Here is a 23,689-nt window from a genome sequence, read left to right as displayed (position 1 = left end):
ATTACTTCCAGAGGAAAGGTGATGCATCAAAAAACGGCTGCGGATTTACGTACGTATTGCCAATCAACATGCCGTAATGAAGGTGAGGGCCTGTAGAAAAACCCGTCGTGCCCATTTGCCCAATCACCTGACCCTGTTTCACTTCCTGCCCGGCCTTGACGGACAGCTTCGACATATGTGCGTAGATGGAAAACACGTTTAGACCGTGATCAATAATGATCGTGTTGCCTGTCAAATAAAGCGAGTCTGCCAAAACGACCTTGCCGTTGTTGCTCGCCCAGATCGGCGTTCCTGTTTTGTTGGCCAAGTCAATCGCTGCATGGCGATTGGCAGGCACTCCGTTGACCACGCGCTGGTAGCCAAACGGGGTTGTCAACGTTCCTTTCGTCGGTACGATAAATGGTTCGGTAAAGTACGGAGTCGCCCGTGAGCTTGCGCGAGCGGCGTTGATTTTTTTCTGATCGGCATCGATGCGGGCCGTATCCTGACGCATGGCATTCATTTGCTTGCTTACCGTCAGCTTGTCCACTTCGAACTTTTTCGGTTGAACCGTCACGGCAACAGACAGCTTTTTGTCTGCCGATTGCAGCTTGTAGTCTCCCGGCTTCACGTCAAATGGAATCGGGATAAATCGGGCATACTCGTTAGAAGAGGACTGCAAACGGTATGTTCGCGAAAAGAGCGTGACCGTTTGAGGCTGTTTGCTGCGCACCAAAATCACATCGCCGGGATACGTCTTGGCTGGCGTCACGCTAAGCGATGGTTGTTGTTTCTCTGCACTCGCGTAAGCGCCTTCCAGTACCTGGCTGTAAACGGTCGTTCCAGACGTGAGCGTCAACGCAACGACCATCATTAAACTGACCATCGATTGGAACATAAGCACGCTCCCTCCCATTTTCTAGTATAACAAAACCGAACTTGAAAGGAAAAAGAAAAAGAAGGCTATCCGACTAGCCTTCTCCAGTCACAGCAGCTTTTTTACAGTTTCTTCGTGTAGTCTGCCATCATGTCCATGATCGATTGCACTCCGGTCAGCATTTCGCTGGCCCGTTTCGTTTTTTGCGAGATGTTGTCAAAATCAAGCCGCCCTCTTTTGCGATCATTCCAGCGTTTGAACAATTCTTCCGCCATGCCGGGATTGCTCCTGACTGCCCGGACGCGCATGGAGTCTTCCACGACCCACGCTTCGAATTCAGGATTTTCCTTCAGAAGCTTTTTCACTTCTTTTTTCTTCATCGTCGAAACGTCACTCCTTTCGCATGTACAAACAAGAATAGAGAGCTGTTCGTTACACCATATGACTAGTCCGCGAATGTGCTTGTGTGTTTGCACCCTGTCTAAAAGAAAGGGCTGCAACGCAAAACAAGAGAGGCCCCGTAGAAGGGACCTCTCTTCATCCAGCTATTTACTTGTCCGAGCGATGAGCTTAGCGGCCAGCCATTTGTTGCTCAGCGAAACTTACCAGACGCTTCGTAATTTCGCCACCAACCGAACCGTTTTGGCGAGAAGTAGTGTCTGGGCCGAGATTTACACCAAATTCAGATGCAATCTCATACTTCAGTTGATCCAGAGCTTGGTTCGCTTGAGGAACTACCAGGTTGTTGCTGCTTCCGTTGTTGTTAGCCATGATTGATTCCTCCCGACGCGTTTTTTTCTCCCGGGACGGATTTGAACCGCCTGCTGCTCGCCTCTCACCGACTGAGACCGGAAGATGATTTTGAGGGCCAAGAGGTGGTTGTCAACCTCTTGTGATACTATCATCCCACGAGATCGCATCTCCATACGCTCCAGCGAAATGTAAAATCTGACAAAGTTGTCCCGGCCCTTTATGCTATAATGAGGCGTATAGTTTGGAGCTGAGAGGGGTTAGCTTTTGTGAGTGAATCAGGAAAAGTATTGCTCATCGACGGCATGAGCTTTTTATTTCGCGCGTTTTACGGGTCTGCCTGGGGCGGTGCCTATCGGCAAACCTCCACAGGTATTTACACGAATGCGGTGTACGGTTTTACGAAAATGATGCTGGATTACGCCGAGCTGGTGCGCCCGACCCACCTGATCGTCGGCTGGGATGTGGCGTCGCGCGAATCGCTCGTGCGCAGCCAATGGTTTGACGGCTACAAGTCCAATCGCACGGCGCCGCCGGACGAGCTGATCCCGCAATTCGACCTGGTCAAGGAACTGACCGCTGCCTTTTCCGTCCCGAACATTGGCTGTCCGGGATACGAGGGTGACGATGTGCTCGGCACGCTGTCCACGCGTCTGTCTGACGAAGGACATGAAATCGTCATTGCGACGGGCGACTATGACAGCTTGCAGCTCGTCGATGAAAATGTCAGCGTGAAAATCCTGAAAAACGGCGGCAAGCATGAGCATTACAACCCGGCGAGCCTGCTCGCTTTGCGCGGGATTTCTCCGGAGCAGGTGGTGGACGTCAAAGCGTTGATGGGCGATACGTCCGACTGCATTCCGGGCTGCCCGGGAATCGGGGAAAAAACGGCGACGAAGCTGATTACGGAGCACGGCAACCTGGACAACCTGTACGAAAACTTGAAAAACTGCACGCCAAAAATGCGCAGCAAGCTGGAAGAACATCGCGATCAGGTGTACTTGAGCCAGAAGCTGGCGACGATTATTCGCGACGTGCCTGTGGAGTTTTCCATGGAGGAAGCGGCCTGGACGTACGATTCCTCGACTGTGCTTGGCAAATTTGAAGAACTCGAATTTGGCCGCAGTCTGGCGACAAGAGTAGGTTAATCATAAAGCCGATAACCGCTGCGCTCCGACTTTTCCCGTAGAAGTCGGAGCGTTTTTTCGTGTTTACCTGTCTCGGCGACACAGTGAAAAAACACCTCGCTGGCTATCAACGAGGTGTTCGCTTGTATGGATTTGCTTTTTTCGCTTGCTCCTGGCGGGAAGACTCAAACACGTCGAGCAATAGCCCGGTATTTTCTTCCCCTTCTGCCTCCCAGCTCGTAGCGAAGCGAACCCGATGGGAGACGCCAAACAAATCGTACGTCTGGACAAGATGCTGTCTGGCGGAACCGACAATCAGGCTGTGCAGGCGCACTTGTTTCTTTTGCCCGAGGGCAACCAGCTTTTCCTGCACGTAGGGCGAGATTCCGCCAATGCCGTCCGTGATCATCACAAAATCGGCTCCTTGCCACGCTTTTTCCGTCTCGACAAGCTCCATCGCCCGCTTCATCGGCGCATCAAAATGCGTCCCTCCGCCAAACACCATTTGCGCCAGACTGTAAAAAGCCGCCCAATCCGGCTTGCGATGATACAGCGGCTGCTCCTTCAACTCTCCTTTTGCGCCGAACAAAAGCAGGACGAAATCCCGCTTTTCCAGCATGGACAGGGCGGCAAACGTCATGAGAAAAATTTGCGCCAGCCGCAGCTTCGCGCCGCGCATCGAATGAGAGGTGTCCAGCATGCAGATGACAGGCCCTTTCGGCGGTTCCTCTACCCAACCGGATGTATCGTACGTCATCAGTTTTTGCTCCACCCATTTGAGCAGGAAGTAGTTCTCGAAGTCCGGATCGGCGAGCAGTACGGCTTCGCCTGGCAGCATGTGGGCAATATCGCCCGATTGCCGCAAATCGTAGTATTCCTCCGGCAAATGACGGGAACGAATTTCTTTTCGCCGTACCCGAAAGCGATGCACCTGACGACCGACCTCGTTTAAAAAGGCAACCAGATCGGGATGGCGCTTCAATTTTTCGATCCACTTCAAATACTGCTCAAAGCTTTGCCTGCGCAGCTTGCCCAAGTCGTGACCCCAACTGCGGTTGGCAAAACGCTGGCTTGCGGCGAACACTTCATCGACAAACAGCGTATCCAGCTCTTCTGTGGAAAGCGTTCCTTTCAAAGACTGCTCCAGCCACTGGCCGAGTTCTTTTTCCAGCGCGTCCATGGCGTCTTTTTCCTGCTTTTGCAGACGATCAAGCTGCTTTTCCCGCTGCGCCAACTCTTCCTCCAGCTTTTTCACTTTTTGCAGCAGTTTGGCTCGCTTCGTGAACTGCACGCTCATTTCCTCGCGAAGCTGTGCGATTTTCGTTTGCAGAGCGAGAATTTCCGCACGCACGAGTGGCTTGTTGTCCAGCGCCTCCTGCTTGTCTTCCACCACACGCTTGCCTTGTTGCAGCGTATAGCCGACAAGCTCCAGCTTCGCCTTTTGCTTTTCCGTCAGCAAATCAGCCACCTGCGCCTCTTTTGTCCCTTCCTGTCCCTCCTGCTCTTTCAGGCCAGCGAGCAGCGGAGTGAGCTTGCGATCTTTCTGGCGCTGCTTCACTTCGTCCGCGAAAGTTTCCGTGAGCCACAAAAGCGACTTGATCGCCGTCTTGAAGGCGGCACTTTCGTTGCCCATCGTCCGGGGATGGATCATTCGCGTAAAATACTGCTTCATCAGCGTGCGAATCAGCCAATGGTGAAAAGGGGTCGATTCCTGGCTTGCATCAATCTCGGGCTTTTCCAAGTAAAACACGAGAAAAAAGTCTGCGAGCAGCTCGCGATCAAACCACTCGGCACGGGTTTGCGCTTCTAGTACCCATTCCTGGGCTGTGCGCGAAGAAGCGAGATACGTCTCAAACAGATAGCGATCGACCCCGCTGGCACGAATCATCATCGTCGCTACCCCCTATAACGTAAAATCGTACTCCGCTCCGGCAATGTCTTTATCGAAAATCGTCCGGTACGTCTTCTGCAACTGCTGCAAAATGCGCTCGCCTTCGATACGCAAGTACGAGTATTTGACCGTGTATTTTTCCACGTTGTGAATCAAGCGGTTTTTTTCCAGCACATACGCCCCGAGATCGTGCTCGCGCTTTTCCCACTGGATCAGGCGGTTGCGCAAATCTTTGGCCGTCTCTTCCAGCTCGGCCCGACATGCTTCCAGCAGTTGTCCGTTGCGCTCCATGGCTTCTTTGCCCAGCTTGGCGCCGACTTCTTTTTTGAACTGGAAAGCGTGCAGTTCCGATTCCTTTTCCTTCCATTTATCTGCGGTTTGCTGCAAGCGCTGCAACGGCAGTTCGTTTTCCAGCTCAGTCTTGAGCATTTGCGTGAATTGCTGCTCGAACAGCTCGCGCATGACCGGCAAGTCTTCCGGCAAGTCCCACAGCATGTGCGGCGTAAACACCGTATCCCAGATCGTCACCTGCTCCCGGCCGTGCAGGGCGGCAGACGTGCGCCACACCCCGGCGATTTTGCTCCAGCGGCGGTCGGACAGCACGTAATCTTTTGCTTCCATGTCCTGTTTGATCCGGTACAGGAAGTAAATCAGCGCCTCCGGGATGGTCACTTGCTTCGCCGCGGCCTGAATGTCTTTCATATCGTACAGCGAGAAAACGACGGGAAGCGGGCCGCTCGGCAAGGAAAACATCCGCTCGTAGCTCGACGCCTGCTGCAAGTAATGAACTTCGTAACGGAACAGAAAACGGTCGTACAGGGCACTCAACTGCTCGTCATCTTCCGGCAGCTCGTTGGAAGCCGCCATTAAAAATTGCAGCGGGACTTCTTCCCGCTCCCGGCCGTTGAAGTACAGCCGCTCATTCAAAATGGACAGCAAGGCGTTCAAGATCGCACTGTTCGCCTTGAAAATTTCGTCGAGAAAGGCAAACTGCGCATTCGGCAAATAGCCTTCCGTTTTTCGCACGTAATGGTCGAGCTTCAACTGTTGAAGCGACACGGGGCCAAAAATCTCGTCTGGCGTGGTAAAGCGGGTCAACAAGTATTCAAACCAATGCTCAGAGCCGAACAGCTGTGCCACGGAGCGAGCCAGCTGCGACTTCGCCGTTCCCGGCGGGCCGATCAGCAGCGCGTTTTCCCCGCTCATCATGCCGAGCATCAAAAGGCGTATCAATTCACTTCGCTCCAAAAAACGGCGCTCCAACAGCTCGATCGCCTGATCCATTTTTCGCTGGATTGGTGTTGTCGTATTCATCGTCGTTTGGCGCACTTTCGCATCATCACGAACGGCGCCGTTCCCCCTCTCTTGCCTCGTGCCCTAGTCATCGATAAGTAGATCGTGCTTGGCTTGCCTCCTGCTCATTTAATAGTGGCATATTGTGGACGAAAATGCCAGTTTTCGAAGCGTCAGCCTTCTTAGGCGCACGGGCTTTCACCCATGAATTTGCTTGTGCATATGGTGTGGCAAAAGGGTGTAAGCGACTCGAAAAAACGAGAGGAGGTACAGCATGGGGATTGAACTTGCGTGGTTGCACGGTGTGTATGTGTTGTTCGTACTCGGCATCATTTTCATGATGGTTATGCGCAGGGACACCAGCTTGATCAGTATCGTCGGAATCGCGCTGCTGGGTCTGGTTGCCACCGGATCAGTGACGTCAGCCATCGGCGGGATTTTCGGCAGCTTCATTTACGCCATAACTGAGCTTTTGCCGACGATTTTGGTCATCTGTATTATCGTGGCGATGAGCCATGTGCTGACAGATACAGGGGTCAACGAAACGATGATCCGCCCGATGACCCATTTGATTCGCAATGCTACATTGGCGTACTGGGTGATCGGGATTGTGATGATGGTCATTTCCTGGTTTTTCTGGCCATCGCCTGCCGTCGCCCTGATCGGTGCGGTCATGCTGCCCGTTGCCTTGCGCGCAGGACTGCCTGCGATGGGCGTGGCGATTGCGATGAACCTGTTCGGGCACGGGATCGCGCTCTCCGGCGACTTTGTGATCCAGGGAGCGCCGACGTTGACAGCGAAGGCGGCGGGCTTGCCTGTTCAGGACGTCATTTCCGCCAGTGTTCCGCTCGTGATCGTGATGGGCTTGGTCACGACGATCATTGCCTTCTGGTATTTGAAAAAAGACATGCGGCTGGGGAATATTCCGGCGTCCACAAACGACACGCCAGCAACCGCTCACGTCTTTAGCGCGGCGCGTGTTCCGCTGCCAACAGGCACCCGGCGTTTGCTTGCAGCGCTCGTTCCGCTTTTGTTTGCGCTCGATGTGGCCGCGATGTTCGCCTTCGATTTGCGCGGCGGCGATGCGACAGCGCTGGTCGGGGGGACCGCTCTTCTGATCTTGCTGATCGCGACGATGCTTGCCCACAAACAAAAAGGGCTGGAACAAGTGACCAGCCACCTGATTTCCGGTTTTCAGTTCGGATTTAAAGTGTTTGGGCCAGTCATTCCGATTGCCGCCTTCTTTTACATGGGCGACAGCGGGTTTGTCAAAGTGTTCGGCGAGGTGCTTCCGCCAGGCTCGCAAGGTATCGTCAACGATTTGGGCGTGGCACTCGCGCACACGATTCCGATCAGCAAAGAAGTAGCGGCGCTGACGGTAGCGGCTGTCGGCGTCATCACGGGGTTGGACGGTTCGGGCTTCTCCGGAATTACGCTGGCAGGCTCTCTCGCCCAACTGTTCGCGACCGCGCTCGGGGCAGGCGCTGCTACCTTGACCGCTCTCGGACAGATTGCCGCCATCTGGGTAGGCGGCGGAACGATTATCCCCTGGGCCTTGATCCCCGCTGCCGCGATCTGCGGCGTCGACCCGTTCGAGCTGGCGCGGCGTAACTTGTATCCGGTCGCAATCGGCCTTTTGGTGACGACAATCGTGGCGATGTTCCTTTTGTAGCTATCAAACAGATTTTGATCCATAAAAAAAGACGAATGGCCTAGTCGCCGTTCGCCTTTTTTTCTTCTGTTTTGGCCCAAGCTTCATACACTTGTACTAGCATCCCATTTGGAATGGAAAGGAAAAAACGCTATGAAGCTGTGGGGAAAAAGTATCCAGGTCGCGGCGACTTACATCGGCACCGTCGTGGGAGCCGGATTTGCGAGCGGCCAGGAAATTCTCGCGTTTTTCACTTCATACGGCCATGCTGGCACCGTCGGCATTTTGCTCGCCACGTCGCTGTTCGTCTGGCTTGGCTACAAAATGATGCTTCTCGCCCATCAGCTGCGGACCCCTTCGTATGAATCGTTCAACCAAAAGCTGTTTGGCCCGATGATCGGCCGCACGATGAATGTGCTGGTCTTTTTGACCTTGTTCGGCGTCACGACCGTCATGCTTGCCGGGGCTGGCTCTGTATTGGAGGAGCAGTTCGCGATTCCGTATTTGGCTGGAACAGCCGGGACGGTTTTGCTCGCGCTGTTGATCTTGAGAAAAGGGCTGGATCAGCTTCTCTTGGTCAATGCGATCGTCGTCCCGTCCATGCTCGTCTTCGCCCTGCTGATTTTGCTCGACAACAGCGTCGAATCTCCCTTGCCGCTCGCCAAGCCCTCCAACTACGCCTTCCTCTGGAAAACGATTCTTTACGTGTCGTTCAATCTGGCGATGGCCCAATCTGTCCTGATCCCGATCGGTTATGCGATCCGCGAAAAGGTTGTCCTGTTCCGGGCCGCCGTCATCGGTGGAGTCGTGCTCGGTTTCATGCTGCTCGTCGTGCACACGGCCATGTTGGCAAACTGGGATGACGTGCGCTTCATGGACATTCCGATCTTGTTCATCACGGATCGCTGGAACGAATGGCTTCAGCTGTTTTTCGTGTTTGTCCTCTACTCCGAGATTTTTACCACGCTCATCTCCAACGTGTTCGGGATCGGTCAGCAATTGCGCGAGCTGGTGAATGTGCCGGAGTCGAGACTTTATCTGTTTCTGTTCGTGGCGGCTTTTGTCTTGTGCCTCATCGGCTACAGCCAGCTGCTCATGTTTTTGTACCCGTTGTTTGGCTATTTGGGGCTGTCTACGCTGTGCCGCATATCGGTTCCTGCGATACGGTTGCCGCGCGGGAAGTGGTGAGTGGCGCGTTCATGGATGGATGGCACGGATGGAGCACAATGCCTCGGAACGGTCAGTGTCGTCTGTCTGTCTAAGCCCCCGACTTTTTGCCGATGATCGTGCAATCCGCGAGCACGAGCCAAAAGTTGTCTTCTGCATAGCCTTGGATTGTTCCCTGCACGATATAGCCCGGGTACATTTCTTCCCGTTTGGACTTTGCTCGAAGCGGCGCATCGTCTGCTACTGCATACACCTCATCGCTCACCTTGATGATGACGCCTTGCGGATAGAACATGGCAATCGTTCCCGTCACCGGATCACCGGGCAAAAAGCGCTGCTTCGCTTGCTCAAAAGCCGCCTTGTAAGGCGCTGTTGCCTTTTGCCAAATCGCCTGAAACGCTTCACGGGAAATATCCTCATCGCTTTCATAGCGCTCCACGACTTTTTCGCTCAGCATGAAATCGGGTGCCGCAGACACAAGCGACTGCCCGTCAGTAACCGTCACTTGCCGATAGGCGATCCCATTTTCATCCAGTTCAAAATAGTACAGCTCATTCTCTTCGACGCCATGCGCTTGGAGGTACAGCATCTGCCTCCCCCTTTTATGACCGGACATACGCGTGCCAAATTTCTTCTTCCTCGTCTGTCATGTTGCCTGTGATCGTCGAGAAATCGATTTTTCGTTCAAAGCAGTCTTTTAACCGGGCGAATTGCCGGTACGAGCCTGTTATTTTGCGCAAAGAAGCCGATTTGCCCAGCTGCTCCAGCTGCCCAAGCTCGTCGCAGCCGCTAAATTCCAGCGATTGGAGGTTTTCCAGCTCGGCCAGGTGCGAAATATCGGCGATGGCCGTTTTTCTCAGCTTGACGGTTTTCAATTGGCGGCAACCGCGCAAGAACGCCAAATCGGCGAGCGACATGTCTTCCAGGCTGATCGTTTGCAGATGGACGAGTTTGCCCAGCACCTTAATCGCGTCTGCGGCATTTTCGCCAAGTCCGGAAATTTTCAGCTCGGTGAGCGTCGCAAGCTCAGCCACACTGTTCAACATGGCCGCGTCCGGACGACTGATGGCGAGGCTTTGCAAGCTTTTGACACGAGCAAGCGCGGAGAGATCGGAAATTCGCGTCTCAGTCAGGTCCAGCTCCGCCAGCCTGGGCAAAGACGCAAGCGGCGACAAATCCGTTACGTCTGTCTGAGCCAGATTGATCATTTGCAAGTACGGCAACCCTTCCAGCGGAGTAAGATCCGCGATCGGGTCTTTCCCCACGTACAATCGTTTCAGTTGCTGGCAGCCGCTGATCGCTTCAATAGAAGTAAGCTTGTTTGCACTCAGCACCAGCTCCCGGACTTCGCGGCAATGCTTGAGCGGAGTGAGATCAGTCAAGCCTTCGTTAATGAAGTAAAGCTGTTTGGCGCGCAAAAATGGCTCTGGCGAATCGCCGATTGCCTGGATGCGCTCTCGCCAGCTTTCCGAAAGACTGTCTAGCCATGCTTGCGGGTCTGCGATACCTGGATCGATGCGCACTGGATGGTAGACCGGAAGCTCCAGTTTGCGGATGGCATCGAAAAAATGAACGGGACCTTGTTGACCGAACGCCCAGAAAAGCTGGTCTTCTTCCTCGTGGATGGAGTAGTTTTTCGCTTTTGCCGTATCATGGATAAATTGCAGCATTTCGGTCAGATTATGGGCAATTACGTATTTGACATGTTCGTCGCGGCCAAAATTGATCACTTGCCCGCTTTTGCCCTGCTCGTCCGGATCGAGGTCGAGTCCAAGGTGGTTTCCGCCCCAATCTTTGCTGATCGGCAGCCAGCAGCGGTTAATATAGCGTTCTTTGATCCAGCCAGGCGGAACCGAGTAATGATCACCCTCGATTGCGTAGTCGCTCTCCAGGTCCGCCCATATTTTCCATTCCGCCACCAAATCCGTTAACGAGAGAAAGGGCAGCCCGAAAAACAGGCCTGGCCCGTTCTCCTTTTCTCCGTTGCAGAGCTGGTATAGTTCTTTCAATTCGCCAGGCAGTTTCATGCCAAGCTCGCCTTCTGCTCGCTGAATCTCCTCTAGCGAAGCTGGTGGATGAAACGCTTCCGCTATGCCCGGCACCTCTGTGCGCAGCAGTCCAAATATATCCTGAATCAATCCTCGAATCATGGAATCTCCTCCCCAAGCAAATCCAATCGGCGCCTGCACCAAACTTGGCTGCGCCGCTGGAATATTTTCTCTTTTCAACCAACCCATTTTAGCATACCGCCTATTAAAAAGAATGTTGCTATTGGCATAGATCACGCACGAAAAGAAACAGGGCACAAAAGAAAAAACCTCTGCTTATAAACAGCAAAGGTTTCTTTACCAAGCTTAGCTTGGGATGGATCGCGCAATTGTCAAGTCGATCACGTATTACGTGCCGCAGTACGTCCGATAAGGCCCGCACGATTCCGGCGGCAGCGACGCGTACTCCGCCTGCTCCGCGGAGTGCGCATAAGGATTGGCAAGCGCGGCAAGCAGTTGCCGAAGCACGCTGTAGTCGCCGTCTTGCACAGCCGCTTCCAGCGCCGCCTCCACACGGTGGTTGCGAGGAATCACGGCAGGATTGCTCTGTTTCATCAACTGCAAAACGTCATCCGCAGATTGAGACTGACGCGCCAGTCTCGTTTGCCACTTCTCCTGCCACGCGGCAAACTCGGGGGTGGCAAACAGCTCGGAGCCGTTCAAGCGATCAAAAGTCAGGGCGAGAAACGTGTTAGTATAGTCCGCCCGATGCTTTTGCATCAAGCCAAGCAGTTCTTCCATCAGCGAAACATCGTCGGCTTCTTCGCCAAACATCCCCAGCTTGCCCCTCATCCCGGCCAGCCATGTGCCGTAATATTGCTCGGCAAACTGGGAAAGGGCTTTCTCCGCCATTTGAATCGCCTGGGCCTGATTGTCATGCAAGAGCGGGAGCAGCGTTTCCGCAAAGCGCGCCAAATTCCACACGCCGATTTGCGGCTGGTTTCCGTAAGCGTAGCGCCCCTGCTGATCAATCGAGGAAAACACCGTCGCCGGATCGAACGTATCCATGAAAGCGCACGGCCCGTAATCGATCGTTTCTCCGCAAATCGACATGTTGTCCGTGTTCATGACTCCGTGAATAAACCCGACGAGCTGCCATTTGGCGATCAGCTCGGCTTGACGGCGGATCACTTCGGCCAGAAAGGCGAGATATCGGTTTTCCGCTTGGGCGGCTTCGCGATAATGTCTATGTATCGTATAGTCGGCAAGCGCCTGCAACTCCTCGGCGCTGCCCCACTTGGCCGCGTACTGGAACGTCCCGACGCGAATATGGCTGGAAGCGACCCGCGTGAGTACCGCTCCGGGCAAATCGTCTTCGCGAATGACAACTTCACCCGTCGTCACCACCGCCAAACTGCGGGTCGTCGGGATGCCAAGGCCGTGCATAGCTTCGCTGATGATATATTCGCGAAGCATCGGCCCGAGTGCGGCCCGTCCGTCGCCGCGCCGGGAATACGGCGTGCGTCCGGGACCTTTCCATTGCAGATCAAACCGCTCGCCCTCAGGGGTCACTTGCTCCCCGATCAAGATAGCGCGCCCGTCTCCGAGCATCGTAAAGTGGCCGAATTGGTGCCCCGCGTACGCCTGCGCGAGCGGCTTTGCCCCTGCGGGAATCCGGTTTCCGGCAAACACCTCCGCCCCCGCTTGCCCATTCAGTGCATCGGCTTGCAAGCCAAGTGCGGCTGCCAGCGGGCGATTGAAAATAACGAGCTGCGGCGAGCGCACAGGGGTAGGATTTTGCTTGGTGAAAAAGGTGTCAGGCAAGGAAGCATAGCTGTTGTCGAAATTCCATCCTGCCTCAGTATGGGCTTGGGTCATCGTTTGCCTCGGCTCCTTTTGTCTTGTCGTGTTTTGTTCATTTTACCAAAGTGACGGGGAAAAGCATGCATGGGATTTAGTCCAGTGTGCCATGTGTGCTACTATTATGGCTATCAGTCACTATTTTTCGGAAACAACAAAACTGGCACCGATGTGCGACCAGCATCTGGGAACTGTCCCGATCGGGCATAGCAGTAGGAGGAAACATGTCTATTATCGACAAAAAATATGGGGTTTTGTCCCCTCAGAAACAATACGTAACGGATACAGTCATCTTGGCTCAGGCATGGAAAAAGTCACACAATTACATCCGCAGGCATAATTGGTATGCAAATGTATTGGAACTCGATCTTTCCACGCTCGACCTGGAAAATCGCTTGAATGAGTGGTCTCAATCTTTGGAAAGCGAAGAATACCGTCCCGCAAAACTCAGACTGGTTCCCGCTCCCAAAACCTGCACCTGGGAGTTTACTTCTAACGGCTGGCACCCTGTTAAAGAGAAGCTTGAAAGCGACAAAACCTATTTGAGACCGCTCGCCCACATCAAAATCCAGGACCAAACCATCGCATCGGCGATCATGCTGTGCTTGGCCAATGCCATCGAAACACTGCAAGGCCCGACAGACATTCCAGATTATCATGAAGCTCAGCGAAAACAAGTTTTTAACTACGGAAACCGTCTGTATTGCCACTGGGACAAAAATGAAGACGGAGAATCCATCGCTACATTCCCGTGGGGCAACTCGAAATGCTATCGAATGTACTACGATGACTACCAAAAGTTCCTGGAACGCCCGAAGCACTTTTGCCAACTGTACACGCATCTGAATCGTCGGGGCACAAAGCATTACGTCTTTTCACTCGACCTGAAGAGCTTCTACGACAGTATTGACAGAGCCGCATTAATTGACGAAGCAGAAGAGCTTTACAACGAATACGTGGAAAGGTTCACGCTAGACGATTCGCTTCAAGCTGATCCTGATTTTTGGGAAATGGCCCGAACTGTTTTCGATTGGGAATGGAACGACTCCGACCAAGCCATGGCAAAACAAGTGCTCAACAAAGACACGCTCCCTGATGGTATTCCACAAGGTCTTGTTGCGGGCGGTTTTTTTTCGAATATCTACCTGCTGCGATTTGATCAAGAAGTAGGAAAAAGCATTCATCAAAAAGTTGCCTCATCAGACTTTTCCGAACCGTTTATCATTCGCGATTACTGCCGCTATGTCGACGATATCCGTTTGGTAGTAGAAGCTGCTGACACCGTTGAAATCGAGCAACTGAAACAAATGGTGACAGAGCATATTCAAGCCAAGCTCAATTCGCATTTGAGCCAAATGGGGGCTGAACCAGATTCCTTGGAGATTCACCCCGATAAAGTCAGCATCCAAAGCTATGAAGAAATTTCCAATCAGAGTGACCTCTCTGGCCGCATGCAAATCCTGCAAGGAACGTTAAGCGGCACCCCGGATATCGAAGCTTTGCGACAAATTGTCGGGGGTTTAGACGGTCTCATCCAATTGTCTGAGCAACTTGGCGATTCGGCTGTCGAACATGTAAACAATCTTGCCCTGTCAAAAATCGCCGTCAAGAATGCGGACGTAAAATCCGACACATTGAAGCGGTTTGCAGCGAAACGACTTGTAGACGCGTTAAGGCTGCAAAAAAGCATGATCGGTTCCAACGATCAGAACCCTACCGTAAACAGTCATATCGGCCACGATTTTGAACTGTACGCCAGGAAATTAATTGCCGTTTGGTCGAAAAATCCATCTTTAAGTTCCCTGCTGAAGTTTGGGCTCGATCTCTTTCCTAGCGCAAAACTGTTGAAAGTCGTAACGGAAGCTCTTGAGCAAAAGCTTTATATGAACGTTAACAATGATACAGAGCTCAGCCACCAAAAGCTCGTGATGGAATACGTTTCGGCGGATATCCTGTGCGCGTGTTCTGTCTGGATTGGTCACCACTCGAAAAAGCATGATCCTGAACATGCGGATTTGCTTGCTTTTCGCGAACATCTCGCCGTTTTTGCAAGGAAGATACTAGACGCTCAGGACATAATGTCCTGGTATGTGAAACAACAAGCTGCTCTCTATCTTGCTTCGGTTGGCCAAGCTTACGTTTTAAATGATGAAAGCAGCGAGTTGCAGCCTTACGCACTTTTACATCGTGCGCTTCTTTATAGTGCGATCACCAGTAAAAATCGTAAGGATATGCTAACGATGGCCTTGATCGTCCAACAGCTTCATCCAAATCCTGACAGGTTCAGTTCGTGGTTTGCGGAAGCCTATCAGAAATGGAAGAGGCAGCCTATGCAAAAAATTCGGTCGTTAAAATTCCTTTGCGCGAATCGCCCTGATCTGCTTCAGAGGATTCTCTCAAGCCTGACCATCGAAACAGAGATCGTCCAGCAGGTGCCTGAGCTATCCTCCATCATCTATCGCAACTCGCTCAAGAAACAAGCAGACTGGTCTTCTGCCACTGCAACGAATACGCCTGTCAGTCTCGCCAGTCTCATTACGAGCGCAGATAATCCTTTTCAGCAAGAAAATGCTTTGCTGCATTTGATGTTGGAGTTGCTGAAGCCTGGCTCGGGCAAAGAAGATGCATTTACCCGCTTGAACAGCGAAAACGGCCTGTCCATCGAAGATTTGCAAATAACGATGACGGACAAAGAAGCTTGGCAAAATCCTTATAAAAAGCCGTTTGCCATCACGGTAACCAGTACAAAAAGCTCATACTCTTTGCCAACCCCGCACTGGGTAAAAGCAGAATGTCGGTGGATGTACAATCTCGGTTGTATTTTACGAGCTTGCCTGACTGGCGAATACGACTACACGACGAACTCGTTTCTGATGCGACAAGACCATTCCGTTTCGGCTGGGTACAGAGGATTGCGCTCCACCTGGTTTTCACGCCGCTTTGGCATGTCCAGCCTGGCGAGCAGCCTCTTCCCGGAGCCGTTGCCCTTGTCCCCTTGGATGAGCGAGCTGTTGTTCCTGCTTTTGCAATGGCCGGGTATCGATTATCGCGAAAGGTTTGTTCACGGGATTTCTGCTGCACAGTCCGACCGCAAAAAATGGCTGAAAATCATTCAGAACCGTATGCAAGAGCAGCAGAAAGTATTTGGCAAATTGTCCAACACGCCAGGATACGTATTGCCTGTCAAACTGCAAAAGCGTCAGGACGACCGCCTGTTCCGTGTCGCCATCGTTCAATCCTTGCTGCCATACATGGACGATTTTAACGCCAAAGATCCGATGCACTGGTCTTCGGACTTCCGCGAGAAACACCGTGCTCATATTGCGGACCTTTGCCACATGGTTGAGAAGCATCTGGCAACTTGGCACGCTGCTATAAAAAGATCAGGCAAGGAGTCCGCTTATGTTGCTGATCTGATCGTCTTTCCTGAGCTGTCTGTCCATCCCGACGACATCGACTACTTGCTGAGACTCTCCCACAAAACGAAAGCAAGCATTTTTGCGGGATTAGGTTTTCAAAAAAGAGCATCCGATCAAGCCACGGTGAATCAAGCGATTTGGATTCTCAATTCAGACGAAAATCCACTTGTTGCCGTGTGGCAAGGCAAGCAGCATATGACGAAGCTGGAACGCAAAATGAATATCCAAAGCCACAGACCTTACCAAGCCTATGTCGAGTTTCAAAAAGGCAATCAATCTATACGCGTAGCGGGAGCTATTTGTTACGATGCAACCGACATAGCACTGACGGCCGATCTTCGTGATATTTCCGACATGTTTGTCATCTCGGCCCTGAACAAAGACATCGGGACGTTTGACAACATGGTTTCCGCCTTGAATTATCATATGTTCCAGCCTGTCATTCTTGCCAATACAGGTGAATACGGCGGCTCATCTGCCCAGGCGCCTTTTAGTGGACACGAAAAAATCATTGCTCAAGTACACGGGAAAGATCAGCTTGCCATCAGCATGTTCGATATCGACCCTACCTTATTTAAAACCAAGTCACGTTCCTCCAAGCCAGAGCCACAGGTAAAGTCACCTCCTGCAGGCTTTGCAGGAAGAAAATAAAGCAAAAAAGGCCCATGCAGAGTTGACAAGGAACTTTGCGCGGGCCTTCGCTTTTTCCAAAATGGTCAAACGGATTACTGCTTCGTCAACCAATCGGCAATCTCTTCCGTCTGCGACAACACCGCAATCGGGTCGTAGTACCAGGACCGTTCTTCCTTCCAGACGTACACATGGTTGTTTTTCACAGCGTCGAGCGACGACCAGAGCGGATCTTTTTTCAAGTCTTCCAGCGTGTGACTGTTCGAAGTCAAGATGATATAGTCTCCGGCGTATTGGGACAAAAGCTCGCTGGACAGCTCCAGCCACTGCTTCTCCTGCAGCGTTTTGGCGATCGCAGTTGGCGGCTTCAAGCCCAGCGCCTGATAAACAGCCTGTCCGCCCCGGCCAAAGTTGTCGCCATAGACGAACATCTGCTTGTCGGTCAGCTCAATAATCGAGAACGACTTGCCTTCGGGAATCACTTTGCGCACGCGTTCTTTCGCGGCGGCGATGCGCTTCTCGTAATCCGCCAGCCAGTCTTTTGCTTCCTGTTCCTTGCCGAGCAGCTTGCCGAAGAAAGTCAATTCCTCTTGAATATTTTTCAACTGTCCATACGGAATGGAGATCGTCGGGGCGATTTTGGACAACTGATCATAGCGGCCCTGGTCGTCGGATGATTCCGTGACGATCAAGTCAGGCTGCAAGTCGATCACTTTTTCCAAGGAGCCGTTGACATCCCCGATGTCCTCGACATTTTTCAGCGCCTCGGTAATATACGGGTTTTGGCGATGCAAGCCGGGCGCTCCGATCGGTGTGACACCGAGTGTAATCAGTGTGCCCAAATATTGATCGGCGACGATGCGCCTTGGTGCGGCTGGAACGACGACATCCCCTTTGACGGTGGAAATGACTTGGGTTTGCGAACTCGCATCCGCTGGCGCAGAGCTCGTTTGCGTCGAGCGATTGGCGTCTGATGCAGCGCTTGTTTCCGTCTGGTTCCCGTTCGCCGCCTGACTTGGCGCTCCCGCATTGCCGGAGCACGCGGCAAGCATCAGGGTCAGGCAGAGCATGACGGTTGCCGCAGCAGATGGTTTGGCAGGTCTGTACATGGTTTTGCGTCCCTCTTTCTTGTATGGATAATGATTCTCGCTATCAATATAACGGCGAAAATCGAGAGCGGCAATGGACGATCCGATGATGGTTGCCGGACGATCTGCTGTTTGCGGCGTCTGTGCTTTTGTCGCCCGAAAACGCGCGGGCGATATTCCGTATACTTTTTTAAACAAGCGCCCGAAATAATACGGGTCGCGGTAGCCGACACTCTCGGCGATCTCGCGCAACTGCCGATCTGTTTCCACCAGCAGGCTTGCCGACTTTTCCATTCGTACGCGAATCAGGTAGTCGATCAGGCTGTAGCCTGTCTTTTTCTTGAACAAGGCCGATAAATGTGGGACGCTGTAGCGCAGCATTTCCGCGAGCGCCTCCAGCGTGATCGGTTCGGCGTAATGGTTCTGAATGTACTGCTTCGCCTGGGCGGCGGGATCGGTTTCCAGCCGTGCCCCTTTCGAATCGAGCAGTTGACGATGCACGGCGCTTACAAACTGGTAAAAGAGTGCCTTCGTCTGGAAGCGCTCCAGCTCGCCCGTGCATTGCCACTGTTCGTCCATTTGCTTGACGAGTGCAAGCAGCTCAATCGGCTGGCACGGCTGAAAGCTGTACGGCAGCTGAAACGGGTCGCTTTTTCGCAGCAAGTTGACGATTTGCTGCCGACTGGTCAACGGGATCGCGGCCCGATAAAAAATCAAGTAGTATTCAAATACGTCCTCTGCCAAAAAAATGTCCAGAAGCGTCCCTTTTCCACTATGGGCGATATCGTATGGCTTGATCGCGTACTCGCTGCCATCCAGACAAATCTGCGCCTTTCCTTGCGCAGCAAACAAAAACGTACTGGCCGGCAGCTTGTACGAGCGCGAGCCGATTTCTCTTCCCAATAGCTGGTGACGCACATCCAACACTTTGATGGACGCATGATTCCAGAGCATGATATGTTCGATGACGCCCTTCACGTCCATGCAATCCCTCCATCTTTTTGTTTCCGTTCCAACTCTCGCCATTATAAATGAAAACGATTATCATTCACATAAAAAAATAACAGCCACAGGCATACTGCGCCTGCGGCTAGTTCGTCTTAGCATGATTAAGGTGCTTGAAGTAACCGTCTACTTACGGTTATGGCGTGATTTCCATCAAAAGCTCGCTGACGGGTGTTCATTTCTTCGCTCTTGGCATTTTTTCCGAATGTCGAGAAACTCAGCGTCTTATTCCGGAACGTTTCGGATTCTCTGTTGTTGCTATCTCTTCCCGTTGCTCCCGATCTGCCTGGCAACGCGTTCCCCCAGTTCCGGGCTCGCCTGGGTTAGATAGCCTAGCACAATCCGCTGTAACTCCGGCACCGCAGCTCCAAGATCGGAGGCAATGTTGTGGACTAAGTGTTCTTGAAGCACAGGCGACAGTGAGTTGTAAAATTGCCCCGGCTGCGTGAAGTCATCCCCTTTTGGAGGTGCAGTGCGCTCAAGCCGCCCTGCCACATAGTTGCCGGTGCCGCTTGTTACCTCGTCAGATGGCTTCCAGTCCGCCTGATGGTTGATCGGGATGCTGCGGAAATTCGGTCCCAACCGATAACGCTGTGAATCCGTATAAATATTGGCGCGGCCTTGAAGCACTCTATCCAATGAAAACTCGGCGCCGTCCAGCATATTGGACGGAGAAAAGGCCAGCTTCTCCACCTGTTCCTTATAATTGTCGGGATTGGTGTCCAGCACCATCTTGCCGACTGGCAGCAGTGGGTACTGCCGCACATCCCACACCTTCGTATCGTCCAGTGGATCGAACGGCAGTGTAGCTTCGTCCTGCGGATTCATGAGCTGTACATACAGCCCGTATTCCACTGTTTTTCCTTGAGCAATCGTGTCATAGAGATCCTTGCCCGCATAATCCGGGTTCTCGCAGGCGAGCCGCGCCGCCTCCTGGCTATCGATATACTGCACGCCAGCCAGCGGAACCCAGTTGTATTTCACATAATTGCGGACATCCTGCTCATTCTTCCAAACATAAGTACTCACGCTGTAACCCGGAATGTGACGGAAGCTCTTGACTGTTCCCAGGTCGGAGTACAGTTGCAGCACGAAATGCGTCGCCTCCGGATTTTCTGCGTAGAAGCTCCAGAACCGATTAGGGTCCATCAAGTTGTTGACGGGCGACGGATTGAAGGCGCTGACCGTCTCTACAAACCGCATGGGGTCCCGCACCGTAAACACGGGAAGATGGTTGCATATTAAGTCGAAGATACCTTGCTCGGTATAAAATTTAGTCGAGAAGCCGCGCACATTGCGCGAAGTGTCCGGCGTCCCCCTGTTGCTGGCCGCCAGCGAGAATCGGACAGCAACGGGTACTTGCTGGCCCGGATGCTGCAGGAAACAAAGCTTCGTGTAAGCCGCCATCGAGTGAAACGTCTCGAAATAGCCAAAGGCTCCGAAACCCTTCACATGCAAAGGGCGCTCTAATATGGTCTCATGGATAAACGTTTCATTTTTTTCGTGCAGCATGGTGTCTTGTTCTAGAATCGGTCCACGCCTCCCAACCGTCTGCGAGTAGCGCGACGGTTGCGGACCGCCTTGCCAACTCTGATTGTGCGTCTGATCGCGAGCGTTCTTGTCGTCCATTCCTCTACCTCCCATGCCTACATTCTCACCAATATGTATGCATGGCTATAGGTTGGTTATGACTACGCGTCCAATGCCGATCCGCACGCCGAGAGCAGCAGCCGTCATAGCAAAAGCCCGCTCCTAGGGTGCAGCATGACGAACGCTTCCGCCTCGTTGCCATATCGTGCGGAACGAATGAGGACCTCCACAGCCACTGCGCCCAGTGTACGAATTGCTTCCACCGTCGACGTATGACATTTCCTGTACAAAAAAACTGGTGCCTGAATCACACCAGTTCGAAATAAATTTGGAACATTAATCAAGCGCGTGCCCTATGAATTTACGTGCGAATCAAATCAACCACCCGCTCCCAAAAACCATACAGCGACCACTCAGACAGAGTGTCCCCTCTTATACAACCATCATTTTCCAGACTGGTCTTTCGCCAAATTCAGCAAGGCCGACAGCCGTTCTGCTTTCTCCCCTTTTGCTTTGGCAGCGATCTTTGCAAGCTTGTCCAAACCACCCCAGACGATGTAAATGACATGCTCGACTTCAAGCGGCTCTTGCGTTTGCAGCAAATCGAGCAACAAGCTCAAATTAGGCTCTTCTTCCAGCTCTGACTTGATCTTCACTTTCGTTGCGTCGGTACCGTGCACCAAGCACGCGACCAATGTCGGGAGCGACTCTGGATGGACGCCGTGCTTCTCGACGAAGGCAGCCGTAAAATAATCCTGCACGGACTGATGCTCCAGATCGATCGTGTCCAAATACTCCTCCACCAAAGCAAAATACTCAGCGTCCGCCAATCCCAGCCCGAAGACGGCATATGTGCCAGGCAGCGCATTTCTCTCATCATCGGCATCCGTATACCACTCATAAGTGACCATGGCAACGCGGGCGTAATCGGCAAGCAGCGGGTGCAAGTTCGGATAAGCCAGCGCGTTGGCAAAAAAGCGATGGGTTCCCGACTTCGCCAATCCTTTGATCGGCAAAAACTGCTTGACGCCGGATTTGAGCTTGATTTGATAGCTTTTCGGAAAACCGCTCTGCAACAACGCGCAAAGAAATGCAAGGGCCTGCGCATAGCTCTCTTCGCGCTCCTGCTTGATCGAGATCGTCACGGTGGCAAAGACGTCATTTGCCAGGCACTCGACCTGTTCGTCACGCAGAACGGTCAGCTCGCGGGAGAGCGTGCCGCTGCCTTCCTTCATGAACTGCGAAGCGCGCTTGCTGCCGAGTTCAACAGCCCGCTCCAGCCAGGCAATTCCTTTTTGTCTGCTATAGGACGGTTCATACTTGATCACAGCGACGGCGGCATACAGGAACAACTCCATAGCCCCTTCGTCGATGTGCGCAGGATCGAAGCCGCTCTTTCGTTGATAAGTCTTTTCCTGCCACGTTTTGGCCACGACATCAAAATAAAGCGGCAAAAACGAGCCTTCCACCCAGTCTGTCAAGGCATTGACGATCTTGTGCTGATGTTCGCCAAGCTGTTCTTTTTTGCTTTTGTTTACTTCCAAAATGCGATCAAACACCCGGATGGCTTCGTGGCAATCCGTCTCGGGAAACAGCGAACGGTTCAGCAGATGACGCGAAAGGAAAAACGTCTCCAGCGGTTTGGTCGGGCCAGTTGAAGCCGAAAACAGTTGCGTGCGATAAGCGGAAATCTCCGCCAGCAGGCGTTGCTGTTTTTCCTCGTTGAACAGCTCGACAATCGGCAGCTTTACTTCCCCTGTGTCTGTCTGAAACTTGCCCCAAAACGAAAACTGGTAGTTAATCAGCGCTTGGGACGAGAGAGTTTCCAGCTTTTCTTTTATATAGGCGGCAAGATGCGGGACGATCTGTTCCCGCACGTCTGTCTCTGACAAATCCGCCTGCTTCGATCCTAAGCGCCGAAAGTCTCCTGGCGTGTCGTCAAAATCAAGCTCCCAATCATCCAGCTCCATCAGGACAACGCTGGCCCGATCATTTTTGTATTCGAGCATGGCAGAGTCATGAATGCCCACTTGCAAAGTCGTGCGGCGGACAATCTCATCGGCGTCTTTTTCCTCGATGTAGGCGAACCATTTGTCAATGGCTTGCTCCATCTTATTCACTGTTGGTTCCAATGTAGAATGGATCACAATCGTTTCAGCCTCCCATATCTTCCAAGGGGGAGCGTACAGCCTATCAGAACATACATTCTCTTCCCCGGTTTTCTCTCATTATAGTAGATTTCAGCCACTTTTCCAGAGAATGACATGAAAATCCGCCCAAATGCCTAGTCGGGAAAAGAATGCCTTGGCTATTTTCTTAATGTTCGCCTTTAACCTCATGATCATGGACGGCGAAAAGTATTACCCCCGTGATTTTTTTCACTTCGAGCCGATCATAAAGAAAATAGGCGAATATTATTACCGCCATAACAAATTATAGTTCGTAATTAAACAGTCCGAAATCCCCTGCTCTTCAAGTAAGCAGACGGATTCACCCCGTACTTTTTCCGGAACTTCTCAGCAAATTGTCCCAGGTTGTTGAACCCTGCCATGCTGGCGGCATACGTGACATTGACGCTGCCCTCCTCCAGCAAGCGTCTCGACTGCTCCAGCCGCTGATCGATCACATAAGCATGCACAGGCAAGCCGAACAGCTGTTTAAAGCCTTTTTTCAACTTGTATTCATTGAGGCAAATTTGCCGGGACAGCTCGGCAAGACTGGGAGGCGACAGCAGATTGGCATCGACGATTTGTTTGGCTTGCCACAAACTGGTCAAGTCCGTCTTGGACAAGGTGACTTCACGAGGCAACGTGTCTTTTTCCCGCAAAATCTCATCGATGTACACGGCCAACAGCTCCAGCACCTTTCCTTCCAAATACATGCGTCTGACTGCGGCTTGATAGGGACAATCCAGCATCTCGTGGAGGATGCGCCTCACCAAAGGCGTCATTTTTTTGTTGTCGTACAGACTGTCATGTGCCGTCAAGCGTGCCCATTGCTGTTCAAGCGAAGCGATGGGCCACGCCTGCATCAGTTTGTTTACGTCCAGCTTTAGCGTCAGGCTGTGAAACCTGCGCGCGGGATCGAATTGGCACGTGCTGCTCGTCATCGCTCTCCCGAAGGCGGTCACTTCACCCGAAGCGATTCCGTAGTCCCGATGTGTGTCCGTTGACAGCCATTGCATCCCTTCTCCCAGGCAAAAGCATATTTTCATCCAGTCGTCCTGTTCCGTGCTGCTCATGCTCAATTCCTCGTGTAAAACGATGTCGCAGACCATTATTTCCAGCATCGTGTTCAGGCTGGTTTTCTGCCAGTACCCTTTGCCGATCTGATCGGGCAACGATAACGTTTGCTGAAACGAACCGTTTTGATAG

The 23,689-nt window shown here is 52.5% G+C and carries 16 protein-coding genes; 4 read left to right on the top strand and 12 right to left on the bottom strand.

All coding sequences use genetic code 11. The features are described 5' to 3' along the window. Position 1: 1 nt before the first annotated feature. From NST23_RS14425 to NST23_RS14415, 3 genes are all read right to left on the bottom strand, one after another. Positions 2 to 877, bottom strand: a complete 876-nt coding sequence (locus NST23_RS14425; RefSeq protein ID WP_122966512.1) for a M23 family metallopeptidase — start codon at positions 875 to 877, stop codon at positions 2 to 4. A gap of 101 nt (positions 878 to 978) precedes the next feature. Further along, complete coding sequence (locus NST23_RS14420) at positions 979 to 1,236, bottom strand: hypothetical protein (RefSeq protein WP_063231451.1); 258 nt, start codon at positions 1,234 to 1,236, stop codon at positions 979 to 981. A 190-nt stretch (positions 1,237 to 1,426) separates the two neighbouring features. Next, positions 1,427 to 1,627 (bottom strand): alpha/beta-type small acid-soluble spore protein, encoded by a 201-nt coding sequence (locus NST23_RS14415; RefSeq protein ID WP_005836264.1) that lies wholly within the window; start codon positions 1,625 to 1,627, stop codon positions 1,427 to 1,429. A 248-nt stretch (positions 1,628 to 1,875) separates the two neighbouring features. Between NST23_RS14415 and NST23_RS14410 the strand changes: the two genes are divergently transcribed. Beyond that, a complete protein-coding gene (locus NST23_RS14410; RefSeq protein WP_340963940.1) occupies positions 1,876 to 2,754 on the top strand; it encodes a 5'-3' exonuclease in 879 nt (292 codons plus the stop codon). Between the two features lie 106 nt (positions 2,755 to 2,860). Here NST23_RS14410 and NST23_RS14405 read toward each other — a convergent pair whose 3' ends face one another. Then, the gene (locus NST23_RS14405) at positions 2,861 to 4,624 is read right to left on the bottom strand and encodes a VWA domain-containing protein (protein ID WP_340963937.1); all 1,764 of its coding nucleotides are present in this window, start codon (positions 4,622 to 4,624) and stop codon (positions 2,861 to 2,863) included. 12 nt (positions 4,625 to 4,636) lie between these two features. Next, on the bottom strand, positions 4,637 to 5,938 hold the full coding sequence (locus NST23_RS14400) for an AAA family ATPase (protein WP_340963935.1): 1,302 nt from the start codon (positions 5,936 to 5,938) through the stop codon (positions 4,637 to 4,639). 253 nt (positions 5,939 to 6,191) lie between these two features. On the opposite strand from NST23_RS14400, the gene NST23_RS14395 reads away from it, so the two are divergent. Beyond that, the gene (locus tag NST23_RS14395; RefSeq protein ID WP_173597348.1) at positions 6,192 to 7,589 is read left to right on the top strand and encodes a hypothetical protein; all 1,398 of its coding nucleotides are present in this window, start codon (positions 6,192 to 6,194) and stop codon (positions 7,587 to 7,589) included. Between the two features lie 132 nt (positions 7,590 to 7,721). Further along, entirely contained in the window at positions 7,722 to 8,756 is a 1,035-nt protein-coding gene (locus tag NST23_RS14390) for a YkvI family membrane protein (RefSeq protein WP_173597349.1), read from the top strand. A 70-nt stretch (positions 8,757 to 8,826) separates the two neighbouring features. Here NST23_RS14390 and NST23_RS14385 read toward each other — a convergent pair whose 3' ends face one another. The 3 genes from NST23_RS14385 to NST23_RS14375 all read right to left on the bottom strand — a co-directional run bounded on the left by NST23_RS14385 (position 8,827) and on the right by NST23_RS14375 (position 12,601). After that, complete coding sequence (locus tag NST23_RS14385; RefSeq protein ID WP_173597350.1) at positions 8,827 to 9,324, bottom strand: hypothetical protein; 498 nt, start codon at positions 9,322 to 9,324, stop codon at positions 8,827 to 8,829. Positions 9,325 to 9,337: 13 nt separating this feature from the next. After that, the gene (locus NST23_RS14380; RefSeq protein WP_340963933.1) at positions 9,338 to 10,885 is read right to left on the bottom strand and encodes an SMI1/KNR4 family protein; all 1,548 of its coding nucleotides are present in this window, start codon (positions 10,883 to 10,885) and stop codon (positions 9,338 to 9,340) included. A 246-nt stretch (positions 10,886 to 11,131) separates the two neighbouring features. Beyond that, positions 11,132 to 12,601: a protein adenylyltransferase SelO gene (locus tag NST23_RS14375; RefSeq protein ID WP_340963931.1), complete on the bottom strand. Its 1,470-nt coding sequence runs from the start codon at positions 12,599 to 12,601 to the stop codon at positions 11,132 to 11,134. 206 nt (positions 12,602 to 12,807) lie between these two features. Here NST23_RS14375 and NST23_RS14370 point away from each other — a divergent pair, with 206 nt between their 5' ends. Beyond that, positions 12,808 to 16,653, top strand: a complete 3,846-nt coding sequence (locus tag NST23_RS14370) for a reverse transcriptase domain-containing protein (protein WP_340963929.1) — start codon at positions 12,808 to 12,810, stop codon at positions 16,651 to 16,653. Positions 16,654 to 16,727: 74 nt separating this feature from the next. Here the strand turns inward: NST23_RS14370 and NST23_RS14365 are convergent, their stop codons facing one another. From NST23_RS14365 to NST23_RS28450, 4 genes are all read right to left on the bottom strand, one after another. Then, a complete protein-coding gene (locus tag NST23_RS14365) occupies positions 16,728 to 18,704 on the bottom strand; it encodes an AraC family transcriptional regulator (protein WP_340963927.1) in 1,977 nt (658 codons plus the stop codon). Between the two features lie 279 nt (positions 18,705 to 18,983). Next, a complete protein-coding gene (locus tag NST23_RS14360; RefSeq protein ID WP_309539192.1) occupies positions 18,984 to 20,354 on the bottom strand; it encodes a catalase in 1,371 nt (456 codons plus the stop codon). Positions 20,355 to 20,758: 404 nt separating this feature from the next. Continuing rightward, complete coding sequence (locus NST23_RS14355; protein WP_340963925.1) at positions 20,759 to 22,462, bottom strand: DUF6138 family protein; 1,704 nt, start codon at positions 22,460 to 22,462, stop codon at positions 20,759 to 20,761. 299 nt (positions 22,463 to 22,761) lie between these two features. Further along, complete coding sequence (locus NST23_RS28450) at positions 22,762 to 23,196, bottom strand: helix-turn-helix transcriptional regulator (RefSeq protein WP_445662501.1); 435 nt, start codon at positions 23,194 to 23,196, stop codon at positions 22,762 to 22,764. Positions 23,197 to 23,689 lie beyond the last annotated feature (493 nt).

The organism is Brevibacillus sp. FSL K6-0770 (assembly GCF_038000275.1).
Taxonomy (GTDB): Bacteria; Bacillota; Bacilli; order Brevibacillales; family Brevibacillaceae; genus Brevibacillus; species Brevibacillus parabrevis.
This window is presented reverse-complemented; position numbering and strand designations above follow the sequence as displayed.